This window comes from Terrabacter terrae (assembly GCF_039529575.1).
GTDB classification, from domain to species: domain Bacteria; phylum Actinomycetota; class Actinomycetes; order Actinomycetales; family Dermatophilaceae; genus Terrabacter; species Terrabacter terrae.
On the sequence record NZ_BAAANB010000002.1, the window covers coordinates 184700 to 202425 of the forward strand.

At 72.1% G+C, this 17726-nt stretch carries 19 protein-coding genes; 13 read left to right on the forward strand and 6 right to left on the reverse strand.

Annotation, left to right across the window (positions count from 1 at the left end):
* From ABD194_RS05210 to ABD194_RS05225, 4 genes are all read left to right on the forward strand, one after another.
* Nucleotides 1–1253: SufS family cysteine desulfurase (locus ABD194_RS05210; RefSeq protein ID WP_343988694.1), on the forward strand; the 1253-nt coding region annotated here is incomplete at its 5' end.
* Nucleotides 1253–1735 (forward strand): Fe-S cluster assembly sulfur transfer protein SufU, encoded by a 483-nt coding sequence (gene sufU, locus ABD194_RS05215; RefSeq protein WP_343988698.1) that lies wholly within the window; start codon nt 1253–1255, stop codon nt 1733–1735. The genes ABD194_RS05210 and sufU, both read left to right, overlap by 1 nt.
* Nucleotides 1732–2058 carry a metal-sulfur cluster assembly factor gene (locus ABD194_RS05220; protein WP_343988701.1) on the forward strand — a complete coding sequence of 109 codons (327 nt, stop codon included), beginning with the start codon at nt 1732–1734 and terminating at the stop codon, nt 2056–2058. The genes sufU and ABD194_RS05220 overlap by 4 nt, the downstream gene beginning before the upstream one ends.
* A 16-nt stretch (nt 2059–2074) precedes the next feature.
* Nucleotides 2075–2728, forward strand: coding sequence for an acVLRF1 family peptidyl-tRNA hydrolase (locus ABD194_RS05225; RefSeq protein WP_343988705.1), 654 nt, complete (start codon nt 2075–2077; stop codon nt 2726–2728).
* On the opposite strand, the gene ypfJ is transcribed toward ABD194_RS05225, so the two are convergent.
* Nucleotides 2721–3683 carry a KPN_02809 family neutral zinc metallopeptidase gene (gene ypfJ / locus ABD194_RS05230; protein WP_343988708.1) on the reverse strand — a complete coding sequence of 321 codons (963 nt, stop codon included), beginning with the start codon at nt 3681–3683 and terminating at the stop codon, nt 2721–2723. The two genes, ABD194_RS05225 and ypfJ, sit on opposite strands and share 8 nt — an antisense overlap.
* Before the next feature lie 562 nt (nt 3684–4245).
* On the opposite strand from ypfJ, the gene ABD194_RS05235 reads away from it, so the two are divergent.
* A complete protein-coding gene (locus ABD194_RS05235; RefSeq protein WP_343988710.1) occupies nt 4246–5244 on the forward strand; it encodes a LuxR C-terminal-related transcriptional regulator in 999 nt (332 codons plus the stop codon).
* Between the two features lie 15 nt (nt 5245–5259).
* On the opposite strand, the gene ABD194_RS05240 is transcribed toward ABD194_RS05235, so the two are convergent.
* Entirely contained in the window at nt 5260–6276 is a 1017-nt protein-coding gene (locus ABD194_RS05240) for an alanine racemase (protein ID WP_343988713.1), read from the reverse strand.
* 6 nt (nt 6277–6282) lie between these two features.
* The gene (locus tag ABD194_RS05245; protein ID WP_343988716.1) at nt 6283–7401 is read right to left on the reverse strand and encodes a lipid II:glycine glycyltransferase FemX; all 1119 of its coding nucleotides are present in this window, start codon (nt 7399–7401) and stop codon (nt 6283–6285) included.
* Between the two features lie 111 nt (nt 7402–7512).
* Here ABD194_RS05245 and ABD194_RS05250 point away from each other — a divergent pair, with 111 nt between their 5' ends.
* From ABD194_RS05250 to ABD194_RS05275, 6 genes are all read left to right on the forward strand, one after another.
* Entirely contained in the window at nt 7513–7791 is a 279-nt protein-coding gene (locus ABD194_RS05250; RefSeq protein ID WP_343988719.1) for a hypothetical protein, read from the forward strand.
* A gap of 187 nt (nt 7792–7978) precedes the next feature.
* Nucleotides 7979–9577 (forward strand): ABC-F family ATP-binding cassette domain-containing protein, encoded by a 1599-nt coding sequence (locus tag ABD194_RS05255; RefSeq protein WP_343988722.1) that lies wholly within the window; start codon nt 7979–7981, stop codon nt 9575–9577.
* Nucleotides 9578–9613: 36 nt separating this feature from the next.
* Nucleotides 9614–10327, forward strand: coding sequence for a hypothetical protein (locus ABD194_RS05260; protein WP_343988725.1), 714 nt, complete (start codon nt 9614–9616; stop codon nt 10325–10327).
* A 98-nt stretch (nt 10328–10425) separates the two neighbouring features.
* On the forward strand, nt 10426–10626 hold the full coding sequence (locus tag ABD194_RS05265; protein WP_343988728.1) for a hypothetical protein: 201 nt from the start codon (nt 10426–10428) through the stop codon (nt 10624–10626).
* Between the two features lie 39 nt (nt 10627–10665).
* Entirely contained in the window at nt 10666–11439 is a 774-nt protein-coding gene (locus tag ABD194_RS05270) for an enoyl-CoA hydratase/isomerase family protein (protein ID WP_343988732.1), read from the forward strand.
* A gap of 144 nt (nt 11440–11583) precedes the next feature.
* The gene (locus tag ABD194_RS05275; protein WP_343988735.1) at nt 11584–13497 is read left to right on the forward strand and encodes an ABC transporter ATP-binding protein; all 1914 of its coding nucleotides are present in this window, start codon (nt 11584–11586) and stop codon (nt 13495–13497) included.
* 263 nt (nt 13498–13760) lie between these two features.
* Here ABD194_RS05275 and ABD194_RS05280 read toward each other — a convergent pair whose 3' ends face one another.
* Nucleotides 13761–14561: an SURF1 family cytochrome oxidase biogenesis protein gene (locus ABD194_RS05280; RefSeq protein WP_343988739.1), complete on the reverse strand. Its 801-nt coding sequence runs from the start codon at nt 14559–14561 to the stop codon at nt 13761–13763.
* A gap of 33 nt (nt 14562–14594) precedes the next feature.
* Here ABD194_RS05280 and moaA point away from each other — a divergent pair, with 33 nt between their 5' ends.
* Nucleotides 14595–15617, forward strand: coding sequence for a GTP 3',8-cyclase MoaA (gene moaA / locus ABD194_RS05285; RefSeq protein ID WP_343988742.1), 1023 nt, complete (start codon nt 14595–14597; stop codon nt 15615–15617).
* A gap of 61 nt (nt 15618–15678) precedes the next feature.
* Nucleotides 15679–17151, forward strand: a complete 1473-nt coding sequence (locus ABD194_RS05290; RefSeq protein WP_343988746.1) for a carboxylesterase/lipase family protein — start codon at nt 15679–15681, stop codon at nt 17149–17151.
* Nucleotides 17152–17172: 21 nt separating this feature from the next.
* Here ABD194_RS05290 and ABD194_RS05295 read toward each other — a convergent pair whose 3' ends face one another.
* Complete coding sequence (locus ABD194_RS05295; protein WP_343988749.1) at nt 17173–17421, reverse strand: hypothetical protein; 249 nt, start codon at nt 17419–17421, stop codon at nt 17173–17175.
* On the reverse strand, nt 17418–17684 hold the full coding sequence (locus ABD194_RS05300; protein WP_343988752.1) for a DUF3099 domain-containing protein: 267 nt from the start codon (nt 17682–17684) through the stop codon (nt 17418–17420). The genes ABD194_RS05295 and ABD194_RS05300 overlap by 4 nt, the downstream gene beginning before the upstream one ends.
* Nucleotides 17685–17726 lie beyond the last annotated feature (42 nt).

The following is a 17726-nucleotide window of genomic DNA, read 5'->3' on the forward strand; positions in this document are numbered from 1 at the left end:
AGTTCCCGATCCTGACGCGCACGGTGCGTGACGGCAGGCCGCTCGTCTACCTCGACTCCGGGGCGACGTCGCACAAGCCCGCCGCCGTGCTCGACGCCGAGCGCACGTTCTACGAGCAGCACAATGCTGCCGTGCACCGGGGAGCCCACCAGCTGGCGGAGGAGGCGACCGACGACTTCGAGGCGGCGCGGGCCACCATCGCGTCGTTCGTCGGCGCCCCGGCCCACGAGGTGGTCTTCACCAAGAACGCCACCGAGGCACTCAACCTCGTCGCCTACGCGTTCTCCAACGCGGCCCCGACCGACGAGCCCAAGGACGAGCGCTTCGTGCTCGGTCCCGGTGACGAGATCCTCGTGACCGAGATGGAGCACCACGCCAACCTCGTGCCCTGGCAGGAGCTGGCCCGACGCACGGGTGCGGCGCTGCGGTGGGTGCCGGTGGGCGACGACGGCGCGCTCGACCTCTCACACCTCGACCACCTGCTGACGTCGCGCACCAAGGTCTTCGCGTTCACGCACGTCTCCAACGTCCTGGGCACCGTCAACCCGGTCACCGAGCTGGCTCGCCGGGCCCACGAGGTCGGCGCTCTCGTCGTCGTCGACGCCTGTCAGTCGGTCCCGCACCTGCCCGTTGACGTCGCGTCCCTCGGCGCCGACTTCCTCGCGTTCAGCGGCCACAAGATGTACGGCCCGATGGGTGTCGGCGTCCTCTGGGGCCGCGCCGAGCTGCTCGAGGCCATGCCGCCCTTCCTCACCGGCGGCTCGATGATCGAGCTCGTGACGATGGAGCGCTCGACCTACGCTCCCGCGCCGCAGAAGTTCGAGGCGGGGGTGCCCAACGCCGCCCAGGCGGTGGGCCTGGCTGCCGCAGTCCGGTGGATCGAGGGCCTCGGCATCGAGCGCATCCACGCGCACGAGGCCGCGCTCGTCGACCTGCTCATGCGCGGTCTTGCCGAGCGCCCGTGGGTGCGGGTCGTCGGACCGCCGGTTGGCACCGGCCGTGGTGGCGCCGTCGCCTTCGTCGTCGACGGCGTGCACGCGCACGACGTCGGCCAGGTCCTCGACGACGCGGGCGTCGCCGTACGCGTGGGGCACCACTGCGCCTGGCCGCTGCACCGTGCCCTTGGAGCACCTGCGACCACCCGGGCGTCCTTCGCGGTCCACAACACCGCGGCCGACGTCGAGGCGCTGCTCGCCGCGCTCGACCGGGTGCCCGTGGTCTTCGGGCTCGAGACCGAGAAGGAGGCCAGCTGATGGACCTCTACCAGGAGCTCATCCTCGAGCACTCCAAGCGCCCGCACCACGCCGGGCTGCGCGAGCCGTTCGACGCCGAGGTGCACCACATCAACCCGACGTGCGGCGACGAGGTGACCCTGCGGGTCGACGTCACCGGCACCGGGCCAGACGCCGTCGTCTCCGACGTGTCGTATGCCGCCCAGGGCTGCTCGATCTCGGTGGCAAGCTCGTCCGTGCTCGCCGAGGAGGTCATCGGCCACCCGGTCTCCGAGGCCCTCGAGACGTTCGAGGCGATGCGCGCCATGTTGACCTCTCGCGGCACGGTGGCCGGCGACGAGTCGGTGATCGGCGACGGCGTCGCCTTCGCCGGCGTCTCGAAGTACCCCGCACGTGTCAAGTGCGCCCTGCTCGGCTGGACCGCCTTCACCGATGCCCTGGCCCAGGCCGGCGTCGACATCTCGTCCACGAGTCCCTCGTCCCCGCAAGGAGTTTCGTCATGACCCAGACCTCCACCCCGCCGAACGTGGCCGATGTCGAGGAAGCGCTGCGCGACGTCGTCGACCCTGAGCTCGGCATCAACGTCGTGGACCTCGGGCTCGTCTACGGGATCACCGTCGACGCCCAGTCGCACGCCGTCATCGACATGACGCTCACCTCGGCCGCCTGCCCGCTGACCGACGTCATCGAGGACCAGACGGCTCAGGCGCTCGAGGGCCTCGTCACGACGCACCGGATCAACTGGGTGTGGATGCCGCCGTGGGGCCCCGACAAGATCACCGAGGACGGCCGCGAGCAGCTGCGCGCCCTCGGCTTCAACCTCTGACCACCCACCGACCGCGGTGGTGACGACCCGCGTCATCGAGGTCGCGCCCGAGCGGTTCGGCCGCTGGATGGCCGGCTTCGCCGAGCGCCACGGGCCCTACGACGCCGCCGGGGAGAGCACTCCCGGCGGCGTCGTCGTGTCCGCGCGCGCCGCTGACGGGTCCAGGTGCGTGGCGACGCCGTTCGAGCACGACCCGCTCGGCGTCGTGCTCGTGCGTCGGGGAGGGTATGCCGTCGGCCTGGCCCGAGCCGGCGCGTTCGTCGCCTCGAAGGTCGGCACCCGACACGTGCAGTCGCGCACCGCGGCCGGGGGCTGGTCACAGCAGCGCTTCGCCCGGCGCAGGGACAAGCAGGCCGACGAGCTCGTCGACGCGGTGGTCCGGCACGCCCGACGGGTGCTGCTCGACGACGACGAGTCGCCGCGGACGGGGGCGGACGGCATACCTCGTGGTCTCGTCGTCGGGGGAGACCGCGCGCTCGTGCGGGAGGTGCTCGAGGCCGGCGCCCTCCGAGCCCTGCTCGGCTTGCCCGTGCGCGAGCTCTACGACCTGCCCGACCCGAAGCGCGAGGTCATGGAGACGGCCCTGCGCCGCGGTCGTGCCGTGCGGGTCGAGCTCACCGACGTGGGTCCGCACCGGACGGCGGACCCCGTGCCGGGTGGCGTCAGCTGACGGTGTCGACCCCGAAGGTGTTGCACTGGTTGAGGTCGCCGGTCTCGTAGCCCTGGGTGAACCAGTGCATCCGGGCCTCCGCCGAGCCGTGCGTCCAGGTCTCCGGGGTGACCCGGCCCTGCGCCTTCTGCTGGATGCGGTCGTCTCCGACGGCCGCCGCCGCGGACAGGGCGGACTTGATGTCCTCCTGCGTGATGGGCTGCAGCAGCGGCGCGCCGGTCTTGTCGGTCGTCTCGGTGGCGTGCTTGACCCACGTGCCGGCCAGGCAGTCTGCCATCAGCTCCGTGCGGACCGAGCCGGAGTTCGCGCCCTGCGGGCTCTGCTGCGCACGCCCGAGGATGCCGAGGAGGTCCTGGATGTGGTGGCCGTACTCGTGCGCGATGACGTACTCCTTGGCGAGCTGGCCGCCGTTGGCGCCGAACTTGTCGCGCAGCTCCTGGAAGAAGCTGGCGTCGACGTAGACCTTGGCGTCGAGCGGGCAGTAGAAGGGCCCCACCTGCGCGTTGGCCGTGCCGCACCCCGACTGGGTCTGGCCCTGGTAGATGACCGTCTTCACCGGCTCGTAGCTCACCTGGTACTTCGGCAGGGTCTTGGTCCAGTAGTCCTGGACGCTGTTGACCGTGGCGATGACCAGGCAGACGTCGTTCTTGTTGGCGTCCGCGCCGCTCTTGCAATGCGAGAACTGGTTCCGGTCGACCTGACCGCCGGCGGCCACCTGGTCGCTCTGCAGCGGCTGTGACGGCAGTCCCCCCGTGGAGCTGCCGCTGTCGCCGCCTCCGCCGAGGATGTTGCCGCCGCCGAAGACGAGGGCGAGGACCAGCAGGATGAGGCCGCCGATGCCGCCGCCGACCTGGATGCCACCGGGGAAGCCGCCGCCTCCGCCGCCGCCGAACCCGCCGCTGCCGCCACTCTCGACCTGCGAGGTGTCGAGCTGGGCGTTGTCGTTGAAGGTCATGGTGCCGCTCCTCGGGCTCGGGACCGCGGGGCGAACCGGGTCGGTCGGGATCACCCCATTGCGCGGCGATCGCGGCTCGTCTGCAGCCGTGTCGCAGACGTACCCGTTGGTCCCCGGCCTGCACCCCCGCTCTCGGGACGACGTGAGCGAGCCGCGGCGCAGCCGTCACGGTGCGTGCGCCCGCGTTCGTGCTGGCACGGGAGAGCCCCCGGTGCTCGGCGTCCCTCCACGTGAGCCGAGGACCGGGGGCTGTGCGAGCCTCAGCAGCGGGGCCGGACGCTGTCGAGCACGTGCCCCCTCTCTCGCACGTGCTCCGCCGCCACCGACGGCTCGCCCTTGTCCCAGTTCTGCCCCAGCCACTGGCTCGACCCGGTCATCCTCGGTGGTGACCCGCGCCTTCGGAATCCGCCGGGGGATGAATCTGTCCTCCCCCTTCGACGGACCAAGAGGTCCGGTGCGTCCGATAGCGTCCAGTCGTCCGCGCACGCTGGTGCGGGTAGGAACGGGGCAGGGATCCCACGCCGGGACCTGAGAGGCCCCGACAGGCACGAAGGAGGTCCGCATGCCGCTGACCGATGCCGCGGTGCGCGCGCTGCGCCATGCGGACCAGGTCATCCACGAGGCGGACCGTGCAGACGTGTTCAGCGTCTACGACGCCTGCCGGGCCGCCGCGGGCGCCATCGCGAAGGTGGACGACTTCTACGTGGCGCTCATCCGCGAGGGCGACCGCCAGATCTCCTACCCCTACCTGTTCAGCAACGGCCGCTACCTCGAGGGTGGCACGCTGACCTACGGTCCCGGAGGGGTCGTGGCCTGGGTGGTCGCCTCGCGCAAGCCCTATCGGTTCGCCGACGACGAGGGCGCGCTGCTCAACCGGGGAGTGCGCTTCGGCGACGACGACTTCTCGGCCGACGCGGCCGTCGTGCCGATGGTCACCGAGGAGGGGGTGGTCGGGCTCCTCGGCGCACTGTCGGACACGCCGGCCTCGCTCGGTGACGAGGTGGTGAAGGCCCTGACCTGGCTCGCCGGACTCGTGCAGGACCGGATCCTCGCCGTCAGCCCCCGCCGGGGCCTCAACCTCGGCATGGTCTACCCGGAGCTCGACGACACGGGCCGAGCGGGAGCGCTCATGGCCGTGAACCAGGCGGCGACCGCCCTCAGCGAGCTGGGCGCGGAGATCGACGAGCTGCGGCAGACACTGGCCCAGCAGGACGGCGAGAGCCCGGTCGTGGAGCGCCTGACCTCGTTCAGCCGCCGCTGCTTCGAGGTGCAGGCCACGATCGTGACGCGGCTCGGCATGCGGCCCGAGCACGGCGGTCCCGGGCAGGCGGGGACCGATCCCCTCGAGGGGCTCTCCCCTCGCGAGCGCGCCGTGGTGGCCCTGGTCACCGGACCCGAGGGAGACCCCGGCAACGCCGGCATCGCCCAGGCGCTCAACATCGGGACGGCCACCGTGAAGACCCACATGGCATCGGTCCTCGCGAAGCTGGGCCTGACCCACCGGAGCGAGCTGCGCTGGCTCGTGCTCGGCCGGCCCTCCAGCGAGACCAGGGGCGGCTGACCCCGACCCGCGACGTCAGGAGACGACCACGGCGTCCGGGGTGGTCGTCGTCAGCCGCATCCGGACCGGCACCTCGTCGCCGACCCGTGGCGGCGTCACGCCGGTGGGCAGGGAGAGCAGGCTGCACTGCATGTGCGGCGGCTCGACGAACCGCGGCATGAACCCGGCCACGGTGAAGGGCGAGCGTACCCGGTGGACGGCCTCGAGGACCCCCTCCGTCACCGCGATGGCGCGGGAGCGCGCCGTGGCGGCCGGGGAGGGGCTCTCCATCGCGACCCCGTGGGAGGTGCCGCCGCTGACGACGACGAGGTGCCCCTCTGGCAGGGTTCGCTGGCGGTAGCCGGCGTGGGCGCCCTTGCCGACCGGTCGTACGTCGAGGACGTGGGCCCGCACCTCGTAGGAGCCCTTGTCGGCGTACCAGAGGTCGGTGCCGATCCGGGGCCGGAACTCGTGCTCGGGATGGCGGGCGGCCAGGGTCGCGAGCTCGGCCGCCGACACGTGCGAGACGAACCACGTTCGTATGCCGGGTGCGGCGGCGAGGAAGCGCGTGATCTCCTCGACGTGGCCCGTCCCGAGCGGCAGGTGCAGGGTCACGCCGAGCGCGTTCGCCGTGCCGGCGAGCTGCGCCAGGTCCTCGATGGGGGTGCCGTAGCGGTTCATCGAGGTCAGTCCCTCGACGACGACGCGTGCCTCGCCCGCCAGGGCGCGCAGGCTCTCCAGGTCCGGGACGCCCGTCACGGTGTGCACGAGGCGCCGGTCGGTCAGCTCGGGCAGGCCGGCGTGGAGGGCTGCCCGGTAGGGCTCCATGACGAGGACGTCGCCGCCGAACGCTGAGAGGGCGTCCGGCACCTCCGCGTACGCCCCGACGGCGACCATGGACACCTCGAGCCGCAGGGCCTCGGCGCACAGCAGGTCCCGGCCGAAGCCGTAGCCGTTGCCCTTCACGACCGGGACGACACCCGGGTGGGCTGCGACGAACCGGTCGTGGCCGGCTCTCCAGCGTTCACCGTCGACGTGCAGGACGAAGGACACGAGCGCTCACCGCCGCTTCATGTAGAGGTCGAAGGCCTTGTAGAGCAACGGGTTCAGGGGCAGGTCCCACTCGCCGGCCAGTCGCACCGCCTCGCCGCCGGTGCCCACCTTGAAGCGGATGAGCCCGATGTGCGCGTTGTCGGTGTCGACCGTGTTGGTGATGCCGCGCAGGTCGTAGACGGTGGCGCCGGCCGCGAGCGAGTCCTGCATCATCCGCCACTGGATGGCCGTCGAGCCCTGCAGCTCGCGCTTGGCCGAGGTCGAGGCGCCGTAGGAGTACCACGCGTGCTCACCGACGCGGATGTAGACGGTCGCGGCGAGCACGTCGCCGTCGTGCTCGGCCAGGTAGACGCGGATGCGGTCGGGGTCCTCGGCGGAGAGGGCGGCATACATGCGCTGGAAGTACTCGAGCCCGCGCGGCGTGAAGCGGTCCCGTTCCGCGGTCTCCACGTACGTCCGGTGGAAGGCCGGGAGGTCCGTGGCGTCGCCGACGCGGACCTTGACGCCGTTCTTGGAGGTCTTCTTGATGTTGCGCCGCCACAGCTGGTTCATGCCTGCGAGCACGTCCGCCTCGGTGCGGCCGGCGAGCGGCACCTGGAAGACGTACTCGGGCTGACCCGCGGCGAAGCCGTCCTCCGGGCTCAGGTGGCGGAACCCCAGGCGCTGCAGCTGGGCGACCACCGCCGTGCCCACCGGCTCGACCACGTCGGGGACCGCCTCGTCGTAGCGGCGGATGGCGGGGTCGGCGATGGCGTCCTTGATCGTGGCGGTGCCCCAGCGGTGCGTCGCCACGGGCGGCCCGAGGCGCAGCGCGAAGGCGCCCTTGGCCTTGAGGTGGTCGCGGAGGGCACGCAGCAGCTCGACGAGCCGCGGGGAGGACCAGTCGATGCACGGCCCCTCGGGCACGTAGGCCAGCGACCGCTTGAGGCGGGGGAGCGTGCGGTGCAGCACGAGCGCCGCCCCGACCATCTGCTCGCCCTCGAACCAGCCCACCGACTCGGCGCGCCACTCGCGCTTCACCTCGGCCCAGGCCGGCGTCTGCAGGAAGCTTGCCGACGGCTGCGTCCGCAACCAGGCCAGGTGCTCGGCTGCGGTGATGTCTCGAACGGTGATGGGCGCGTTCACGCTGGGCCACGCTACCGGAGCCGCGCGGGGCGCCCGGCACGCCTCGCCCGCCACACGGCACACGACAACGGGCGGCGCCGCTTGACCTTCGACCAGGTCGAGCGGCCACGCATGACGGCCATGCCCGACACCCACCGACCCGACCGCCTGCTCAGCATCGGGCAGCTGGCACGCGACACGCCGTGCCGGTGCTGCCGCGACGGGACGGCCGACCCGGACCCCGCGCCGACGCTGCTGCCCACGTCGAGCTCGCCACACGGCATTCCGCAGTGGTGGCTCTCCGTCGAGCAAGCTCTCCGGGGAACCACTCCCCGCTCCACGGAGCCCTTGTGGGAGCCGGGCACCGCGCGCAACGTGGGCACCATTGCCCGCGAAGGTCTGCCGCTGTGACGCCTGTCATGCGTCCTCCGCGCCTCGGGGGCCGGGACGCGCGGCGCACCGGGCGTGTCGGCCCCGGACCCGCGGAGCGAGCCGGAGCGCGACGCGGGACAACGCGTCGAGAGCACCCCTCCGCGGCTCCTAGACTGGTGGGGTTGTCCGGCCGCTGACGTAGTGCGGCACCGATAGGAGGAATGCCGTGATCGTCGCCACCGGGATCGAGCTGCGTGCGGGAGCGCGCCTGCTCGTCGAGGACGCCAGCTTCCGCATCGACTCCGGCGACCGCATCGGCCTCGTCGGCCGCAACGGCGCCGGCAAGACCACCCTGACGAAGGTCCTCGCAGGCGAGGGCCAGCCCGCCGCCGGCACCGTGACGCGCACCGGCGCCGTCGGCTACCTCCCGCAGGACCCGCGCACCGGCGACCTCGAGATCCTGGCCCGCGACCGCATCCTCTCGGCCCGCGGCCTCGACACGATCGTCCGTGAGCGCGCCGAGGCCGAGGCCCGGATGGGCAGCGACGACGAGTCGGTGCGCGAGCGTGCGATGCGCAAGTACACCCGGCTCGAGATGGAGTTCGAGGCCCAGGGCGGCTACGCCGCAGAGTCCGAGGCCGCCTCGATCGCGAGCGCGCTGGGCCTCGACGAGCGCATCCTCGGGCAGCCCCTCAAGACGCTCTCCGGTGGTCAGCGCCGCCGTGTCGAGCTGTCGCGGATCCTCTTCTCCGGCAACGAGACGCTGCTCCTCGACGAGCCGACCAACCACCTCGACGCCGACTCGATCGTGTGGCTGCGTGAGTACCTCCGCGCCTACAAGGGCGGCCTGATCATCATCAGCCACGACGCCGAGATGCTCGACGCGGTCGTCAACAAGGTCTACCACCTCGATGCCAACCGCTCGGCGCTCGATGTCTACAACGTCAACTGGAAGACCTACCTCCAGTCGCGCGAGACCGACGAGAAGCGCCGCCGCCGCGAGCTGCAGAACGCGCAGAAGAAGGCCGGTGCGCTGCTCGCCCAGGCCGACAAGATGCGCGCCAAGGCCACCAAGGCGACGGCCGCCCAGAACATGGCCAAGCGCGCCGAGCGCCTCCTCGCCGGCGTCGAGGGCGAGCGCGTCCAGGACAAGGTCGCCAAGCTGCGCTTCCCGAAGCCGGCCGCCTGCGGCAAGACGCCGCTGCGCGCCTCCGGCCTGTCGCGCTCCTACGGCTCGCTCGAGGTCTTCACCGACGTCGACCTCGCCATCGACCGGGGGAGCCGCGTCGTCGTGCTCGGCCTCAACGGTGCCGGCAAGACGACGCTGCTGCGGATGCTCGCCGGCGTCGACACCCCCGACACGGGCGAGGTCGAGCCCGGTCACGGCCTGCGCCTCGGCTACTACGCCCAGGAGCACGAGAACCTCGACGTCAACCGCTCGGTGCTCGAGAACATGAAGTCGGCCGCGCCCGAGCTCGGCGAGACCGAGGTCCGCAAGGTGCTCGGCTCGTTCCTCTTCTCCGGTGACGACGTGCAGAAGCCCGCCGGGGTGCTCTCGGGTGGTGAGAAGACGCGCCTGTCGCTCGCCCTGCTCGTCGTCTCGTCGGCCAACGTGCTGCTCCTCGACGAGCCGACGAACAACCTCGACCCCGCCTCGCGCGAGGAGATCCTCGGAGCGCTCAAGACGTACGAGGGTGCCGTCGTGCTCGTGACCCACGACGAGGGCGCGGTGGACGCCCTCGAGCCCGAGCGGATCCTGTTGCTCCCGGACGGCGTCGAGGACCTGTGGGGTCCCGACTACAAGGACCTCATCTCGCTCGCCTGACGGGATCTGTTTGCTCCCATCGCTACCTTTGGCGCCATGGGAGTGAGCAGGTCCAGACGTCGCCGGCACGAGACGCGTTCCAGTGCGGGCGAGAACCGTCTCCCGCCCACGCTCGCCGTGGTCGTGGCCGTCCTGGCCTACGCCGTCCTGCCCGAGCGTCTGCTCGTCGGGCCGCGCCTTGCCATCCCCGTCGCCGAGCTCGCCCTGCTCGCCGCGCTGCTGGTCACCCACCCGCGGCGCCTCGTCCGGCAGACGCGCTGGTCGCGCGGCATCTCCATCGCGTTGGCGTGTCTCGTCATCGCCGCCAACCTCGTCGCACTGTCGATGCTGGTGCGGACGCTCACGGAGGCGGACCCCAACGGGATGCCGCTGCTCCTGGCCGGCATGCAGGTGTGGCTGACGAACGTCATCGGCTTCGGGCTGCTCTTCTGGGAGCTGGACCGCGGCGGACCGGTCGCACGACACACCGTGGCCCGGGACCGGATGCCCCCGGCCGACTGGCGCTTCTCCCAGGACGAGAACCAGGACACCGTGACCGAGGTCGCCGCGACGTCGAGCGAGCGCAGCAACTGGCGGCCCACGTTCGTCGACTACCTCTACGTCTCGCTCACCAACTCCAGCGCCTTCAGCCCCACGGACACCATGCCCCTCTCGCCGCGAGCGAAGTCGCTGATGGCGCTCGAGGCGACGGCCGCGCTGCTGACGTCCCTTCTGGTCGTGGCCCGAGCCATCGGCGCCCTGGGGCACTGACGCTCCGGGGTCCGCTGACGGCATACATAACCAGCGGTGCTGTTTCGAATAATGAATGGTTATTGACGACGCACGTGAGGCTGCGAACACTGGTGGTCATGCCGACCCACCACCACCTCAGCTGCCCGTTCTGCGGCGGTGACGACGTGACGCCGTTCCCCGACCCGACCGCCGCGTGGTCGTGCCTCGCCTGTGCCCGCGTCTTCCGGGTCGAGCTGGTGCAGCCGGCAGCGGTGAGCGGGTGGGGTGTCCTGCGGGTCGTGCTCCCCGCGCCGACGGCGAGCGCGGCGGCCGCCTGACCGACGGCTCCGCGGAGGACCCGCCGGTAGCCTGCGTCCATGACGCATCCGCACCTTCGGGTCGAGACCGACGGACCTGTCCGCACCCTCACCCTCGACCACCCGGAGAAGCGCAACGCGCAGACGCCCTCCCTCTGGGCCGCGCTTGCCGAGGAGGCCCGCTCGGTGCCCGAGGACGTACGCGTCGTCGTCCTCCGCGGGGCCGGTGACGCCTTCTCGGCCGGCATCGACACGGCCATGTTCAGCCCTGCCGGCGTGCCGGGGGAGGAGAGCGTGGCCGAGCTGGCCCGGGGCGGGCCCGAGGGCATCGACCGCGGCATCGCGGCCTACCAGCAGGGGTTCACCAGGTGGGCCGAGTGCCCGGCGGTCGTCGTGGCGCAGGTGCACGGCTACGCGATCGGCGCCGGCTTCCAGCTGGCCCTCGCGGCTGACCTCCGGATCGCGGCGCTCGACGCATGGTTCGCGATGCGCGAGACGAGCCTGGGGCTCGTTCCGGACCTCGGTGGCACGGGCCCTCTCGTGCATCTCGTCGGCTACGCTCGCGCCCTCGAGATCTGCGCGACGGGCCGCAAGGTCTCGGCGCCGGAGGCACACGCCATCGGGCTGGTCGGCTCCCTCGCGCCGGCTGCCGACCTCGACGAGGCGACGGGCTCGCTCGTCGACGCGCTCCTCGCGGCGCCGGCGCCGGCGCTGCGCGCCCTCAAGCCGCTGCTGCGCGCAGCGGCGGCGGGGGAACGGGCGGACCAGCTGGCACGCGAGCGCAGGGCCCAGATCGGCCTGCTCCAGGCGCTGCTCGGCGGTCCGGCGTCCTGACGGCGCCCCGGGCGCGCGGGTGCGTGGCGCGCGCCGGATGCCCGGCCCCGGGAGCCGGTCCCGGGACCGCGGGAATCGCTGTCGGTGCTGCGCGGTTGGATGGAGGGACAAGAGGAGGTCTGTGCAGTGGGCATGCAGCCGTGGATGGCGATGCGATCGATGTCGCGTGACTCGTCGGTGACCGAGCGGAGCCTCTCGCCGGGCTTGCGCCGGCGCGTGCTCACGTATGCCGCGCCCTACCGGGCAGCCATCATCACCTTCCTCGTGGTGGTGGTGGTCGACTCGGTGCTGGTCGTCACCGTGCCGCTGCTGCTCAAGAGCCTCGTCGACGACGGCGTCATCCCGAAGGACTCCTCGGTGGTGGTGCGCCTGGCCATCGTCGTGGCAGGCATCGCCGTGCTCGACGCCCTGCTCACGGTCGTCTCCCGTTGGTACTCCGCGCGCATCGGCGAGGGGCTCATCAACGACCTCCGCACGCAGGTCTTCGGACACGTGCTCCGCCAGCCGATCGCCTTCTTCACCCGCGCGCAGACCGGGTCGCTGGTGTCCCGGCTCAACAACGACGTGGTAGGCGCGCAGCAGGCCTTCACCTCGGTGCTGTCCAACGTCGTGTCCAACATCGTGTCGGTCGTGCTCGTCGTCGGAGCCATGGTCGCCCTCTCCTGGCAGCTGACCCTCGGCTCGCTGATGCTCGTCCCGCTCTTCCTCATCCCGGCCAAGCTCATGGGCCGGCGTCTGGCGAGCCTCGCGCACCGCCAGATGACCCTCAACGCCGACATGGGCACCCGGATGACCGAGCGCTTCAACGTCGCCGGGGCCCTGCTCGTCAAGCTCTTCGGCACGCCGTCGCGCGAGGAGGCCGAGTACTCCGACCGGGCCGGCCGCGTCCGCGACATCGGCGTCCAGATCGCCCTGAACCGCACGGTGTTCATGGCCGCGCTCACGCTCGTCGCCGCCCTGGCCACCGCGATGATCTACGGGTTCGGCGGCGTCATGGCGGTCAACGGGTCGCTGTCGGTGGGCACCCTGCTCGCCCTGGCTGCGCTGCTAGCCCGCCTCTACGGGCCGCTGACGTCCCTGTCCAACGTCCGCGTCGACATCATGACGGCGCTGATCTCCTTCGAGCGTGTCTTCGAGGTGCTCGACCTCGAGCCGCTCGTCAAGGAGCGCCCGAATGCCGTCACGCTGCCCGAGGGCCCCCTCGGCGTGGACCTCCACCACGTGTCGTTCCGCTACCCCTCGGCCGACGAGGTCTCGCTCGCCTCGCTCGAGTCGGTCGCCTCTGGCGACCGGCGCGGCAGTGGCGACGTGCTGCACGACGTCACCGTGTCCGCACCGGCCGGGCACCTCGTCGCGCTCGTGGGTCCCTCCGGGGCGGGCAAGACGACCCTCACCTCCCTCGTCTCGCGGCTCTACGACCCCAGCGAGGGCGCGGTCCGCATCGGCGGCACCGACCTGCGCGACGTGACCATGACGTCCCTGCGCGACCGCGTCGGCGTCGTCACCCAGGAGGCGCACCTCTTCCACGACACGATCCGGGCGAACCTGCTGTATGCCCGTCCCGACGCCACGGACGACCAGATCCAGGCTGCGCTGCGCGCCGCCCAGATCAGCCAGCTCGTCGACGAGCTGCCCGAGGGCCTCGACACCGTGGTGGGCGACCGTGGTCACCGCCTCAGCGGTGGTGAGAAGCAGCGCCTGGCCATCGCCCGGTTGCTCCTGAAGGCCCCCGACGTCGTGGTGCTCGACGAGGCGACCGCCCACCTCGACTCCGAGTCCGAGGTCGCCGTGCAGCGGGCCCTGGACGCGGCCCTCGAGGGACGCACCTCCATCGTCATCGCGCACCGCCTCTCGACCATCCGCCAGGCCGACCTCATCGTCGTCCTGGAGCACGGGCGGGTCGTCGAGACCGGCCGCCACTCCGAGCTGCTCGCGTCGGGTGGTCTCTACGCCGACCTGCACGCGACGCAGTTCGACGACAAGGCGGTCGACCGGGCCGAGAGGACCCGCCCGGTCGACCTCGAGGAGCTCGGCACCGACGCCCTCGACCACGTCTGAGCGTCCCGGCCTGGTCTCCAGCGGCGCCTGTCACCTGCTCTCTGCCCGCGTCGTGCGTCGAGGCCGCGGCTTCCGGGTGCGTGGACGGGGGTCCTTCCCGCGCCCTGTGTGTTGGGTCGGGGAGCGACTCAGCCGCGGAGCCGTCCTCGGGCGACGTCCCGTGAGTGACCTCCCGACCCCACGCACACCGTCTGGCAGGGGTCCGTGCGAGCCGGATCTCCGCGACGAGGGTGCCCGCGACGCGAATCTCTCTGCGACGGCCGTCAGGCGTCCTCTTCGTCCCAGATGCGGACCTTCTTCGGGCGCGGCGGGACTGCGTCCGGACGGCCCTGCGACTCCCGGAGCGCGGCCGCCTGCCGACGGATCGCGAAGAAGATGAAGAGCACCCCGCCGGGCATGAAGAGCCACCACTGGTAGGCGTAGGCCTGGTGTGGCCCCAGGTCCTCCTCCGGGCGGGGCAGCAGCTTCAGCGGGTGCTGCCCGGCGTCAGGCGCAGGCTGCTGCCCACCGAGGACGACGTAGGCGTCCACCGGGCTGAGCGAGGGCACCTGCGCGCGGGCGTCGGCGGTGCTGATGCTCGCCAGCTGTGGCCGGGGCAGGTCACGGCCCAGGCTCACCTCGCCCGTGCGCAGCCACCCGGTCACCCGTACCGGACCCGCTGGCGGGGGGTCGGCCGGCGGGCTGGTCTCCGCGTTCGCGCCGTTGGGGACCCATCCCCGGTCGACGAGGATGGCCAGCCCGTCCGTCTGCAGCGGGGTCAGCACCTCGAACCCGACCGTTGCGTCGATCGTCCGGTTGCGGACCAGGAGGTCGCTCCCGACGGCATACGTCCCCGTCAGGGTCACGCGGGTCCACTGGCGCTCGGGGGAGAGGGGCTGCTGGACGAGGCGGGGGGAGAACGGCACCGGCGTCGCGTCATAGTTGCCGGCGATGGCGGCGACCTTCGTGCGCTGCTCGACGTGCCGGTGCCACTGCCACAGCCCGAGGTAGAAGCAGGCGACCCCGAAGACGACCGCGGCCACGGTGCCGAGCAGCCAGCGCCGGGTGAGCCAGAGTCGAAGCACCCAACGACGGTACCCCGGCCTAGAGTGGAGCCCATGACCCGCCTTCCCGACCCGAGCGTGCGACCGGCCGGCCTCGCCGACCAGTTCGGCCGGGTGGCGCGCGACCTGCGCGTGTCGGTCACCGACCGCTGCAACCTGCGCTGCACCTACTGCATGCCCGCCGAGGGGCTGCCATGGATGCCGCGGGCCGAGATGCTCACCGATGAGGAGATGCTGCGCATCATCGGCCTCTTCGTGCGCGACGGCGTCACCCAGGTCCGTCTGACCGGCGGCGAGCCCCTGCTGCGCCGGTCGCTCGTCGACCTGGTCGCCGGCATCGCGGCCCTCGAGCCGCGGCCGAAGATCGCGATGACGACCAACGGCGTCGGCCTCGAGCGGGTCGCCCGCGGGCTCAAGGAGGCCGGCCTCGACCGCGTCAACGTCAGCCTCGACACGATCGACTCCCAGACCTTCACCCAGCTGACCCGCCGCGACCGGCTCGCCGACGTCGAGGCCGGCCTCCGGGCCGCCTCCGACGCGGGCCTCACCCCCGTCAAGGTCAACGCCGTCGCCATGCGCGGCATCAACGACGACTCGGTCGCCGACGTGCTGGCCTGGTGTCTCGAGCGCGGCTACGAGCTGAGGTTCATCGAGCAGATGCCTCTCGACGCGCAGCATGCCTGGGACCGCAGCGACATGATCACGGCCGACGAGATCCGTTCCCAGCTGTCCGATCGCTGGGAGCTGACGCCGCTGCCTGCCGCCGACCGCGGCTCGGCACCCGCCGAGCGCTTCCTGGTCGACGGCGGCCCCGCCACCGTCGGCATCATCGCCAGCGTGAGCGCGCCGTTCTGCGCCGCGTGCGACCGCACCCGCCTGACCGCCGACGGCCAGGTGCGCAACTGCCTCTTCTCGAACACCGAGACCGACCTGCGTGGCCCCCTTCGTGAGGGTGCCACCGACGAGGAGCTGCTCGCGCTGATGCGGGGCGAGATGTGGCGCAAGCGCCGCGGGCACGGCATCGGCGACCCGGACTTCGTCCAGCCCGACCGCCCGATGTCGGCGATCGGCGGCTGAGCCGCAGACCCGCGCGGAGCCGCTCCCGTCCCGAGGCGTGTCCGGCTGCTTTGATGGCCCCATGGATCCCGTCGTGCGTGTCTCTGGTGGCCTTGTCCGTGGTGCGAGCCGTGACGGGGTGAACGCCTTCCTCGGCATCCCGTATGCCGCTCCCGCGGTGGGCGCCGACCGCTACCGCGCACCGCAGCCGGTCGTGCCGTGGGACGGGGAGCGGTCCGCAACCGCGCACGGCCCGACGGCCGCGCAGTCGGCATACCCCACCCCGATGGACACGGTTCTGCCCAGCTCGGTCGACCCCGGTGACGACTACCTCAGTGTCAGCGTGTGGGCTCCTGAGGGTGCGGACGCCCTACCGGTCATGGTGTGGATCCACGGCGGGGCGTTCGTGCGTGGCGCCAGCTCGGTCGCGACGTACGACGGCACGGCGTTTGCACGCGACGGCGTGGTGCTCGTCGGCGTCAACTACCGCCTCGGGGTGCCGGGCTTCGCGGTGCTCGAGGGAGCCCCGACCAACCTGGGCCTGCGTGACCAGGTGGCGGCGCTCGAGTGGGTCCGCGACAACGTCACGGCGTTCGGCGGCAACCCCGACGACGTGACGGTCTTCGGCGAGTCCGCGGGCGGGATGAGCGTCGCGACGCTGATGGCCTCGCCGGCTGCCAAGGGACTCTTCCACCGGGCCGTCATCCAGAGCGGCGGGGGCACGGCCGTCTGCTCGCTCGAGGACGCCCGCAAGGTCAGCGGCGAGATCGCCGCCCACCTCGGCGTGCCCGCGACGGCGGAGGCCTTCGGCGCCCTCGACCCAGAGGCGGTCGTGGCGGCCCAGACGACGATCGGCCTCGCGATCCAGGCCGACCCCGACCCGGCTCGCTGGGGAGCCTCCGTGCTGCGTGGCGGCCTGGGCATCATGAGCCTGTTCCCGGTCGTCGACGGCGACGTCGTCCCGGGTGTGCCCGAGGAGCTCATCGCCCAGGGCGCGGCGGCCGGCATGCCCCTGCTCATCGGCACGACACGCGATGAGTTCCGCCTCTTCCTGGTGCCCACGGGGATCGCCGGCGGGGTCACCGCGGAGCTGCTCCCCGTACTGGCCGCCCGCTACGGCTGGCCGGAGGGGACGATCGAGAGGTATGCCACCAACCGGCCCGGCGCCTCACCCGGTGACCTCATGTGCGCGGTCCTCACCGATGCGGCCTTCCGCGGCCCGTCCACCCGGCTGGCTGCCGGGCACCACGCCGCCGGCGGCGCCGTGCAGTTCTACGAGCTCGGCTGGGAGACGAAGGTCGCCGACCTCGGAGCCTGCCACGCCCTCGAGCTGGCGTTCGTCTTCGACACCCTCGCGGACGCGGTCCTCATGGCCGGCGAGGGCGCACCGCAGGAGCTCGCTGGGCAGATGCACGCAGCCTGGGTGGCCTTCGCCGGGGACGGGGACGCCGGCTGGCCCGCGTGGACCCCGGAGCACCCTTCCGTCATGGTGTTCGACCTCCCGTCGGAGGTCGTCGAGGGGCCGCGCGGCGACGAGCTGGCCCTCTGGGAGTGAGAGCGGCCCGACGCCCGCGGCTCAGCCGTCGGCGTCGGTCAGCTGCTCGACCGGGACGACCTCGATGAGGAAGCCGCGGAGGGCGACGAAGTCCGCGAGGCTCCGGCGGTGCTCGTCACAGGCGAGCCACACCTTGCGACGGTCCGGGGCGTGGAGCTTCGGGTTGTTCCAGACCACGGCGTGAACGGCTGCCTGCCGGCAGCCCTTGGCGCTGCACACGTGGCGATCGCCGGCCTCCGGGAGGTCAGGCGTCGGCTCTGCGGCGCTCACTGCTCGATGCGGTGCAGGTCGTCCTGCGGGGTCACCGACTGGAGGCTGCCCGGCTGTCGGGGAGCGACGGCGTTCGCGATGACCACGGCGATGTAGGGGATGAACACCGCCGCGAGGACAGCCGCCCAGCGAAGCCAGCCCGAGGTGACGAAGACGAGACCGAAGCAGGCGATGCGGATGCCCATCATCGTCAGGTAGCGCTTGATGCGCTTGTCCTGGTCGTCCGTCGTGGACGTCGGGGCCGAGGTGACGGAGTACACCACGGGTTGCTTCTTGGCTCTTGGCACCCTTCCACCATAAGCCTG

Excerpts from the sequence above, each read along its gene's own strand:
- ABD194_RS05290 (WP_343988746.1), top strand. The coding sequence starts at position 15,679 with ATGGATCCCGTCGTGCGTGTCTCTGGTGGCCTTGTCCGTGGTGCGAGC.
- ABD194_RS05275 (WP_343988735.1), top strand. The coding sequence starts at position 11,584 with ATGGCGATGCGATCGATGTCGCGTGACTCGTCGGTGACCGAGCGGAGC.
- ABD194_RS05265 (WP_343988728.1), top strand. The coding sequence starts at position 10,426 with ATGCCGACCCACCACCACCTCAGCTGCCCGTTCTGCGGCGGTGACGAC.
- ABD194_RS05260 (WP_343988725.1), top strand. The coding sequence starts at position 9,614 with ATGGGAGTGAGCAGGTCCAGACGTCGCCGGCACGAGACGCGTTCCAGT.
- ABD194_RS05235 (WP_343988710.1), top strand. The coding sequence starts at position 4,246 with ATGCCGCTGACCGATGCCGCGGTGCGCGCGCTGCGCCATGCGGACCAG.
- ABD194_RS05270 (WP_343988732.1), top strand. The coding sequence starts at position 10,666 with ATGACGCATCCGCACCTTCGGGTCGAGACCGACGGACCTGTCCGCACC.
- sufU (WP_343988698.1), top strand. The coding sequence starts at position 1,253 with ATGGACCTCTACCAGGAGCTCATCCTCGAGCACTCCAAGCGCCCGCAC.
- ABD194_RS05250 (WP_343988719.1), top strand. The coding sequence starts at position 7,513 with ATGACGGCCATGCCCGACACCCACCGACCCGACCGCCTGCTCAGCATC.
- ypfJ (WP_343988708.1), bottom strand. The coding sequence starts at position 3,683 with ATGACCTTCAACGACAACGCCCAGCTCGACACCTCGCAGGTCGAGAGT.
- moaA (WP_343988742.1), top strand. The coding sequence starts at position 14,595 with ATGACCCGCCTTCCCGACCCGAGCGTGCGACCGGCCGGCCTCGCCGAC.
- ABD194_RS05220 (WP_343988701.1), top strand. The coding sequence starts at position 1,732 with ATGACCCAGACCTCCACCCCGCCGAACGTGGCCGATGTCGAGGAAGCG.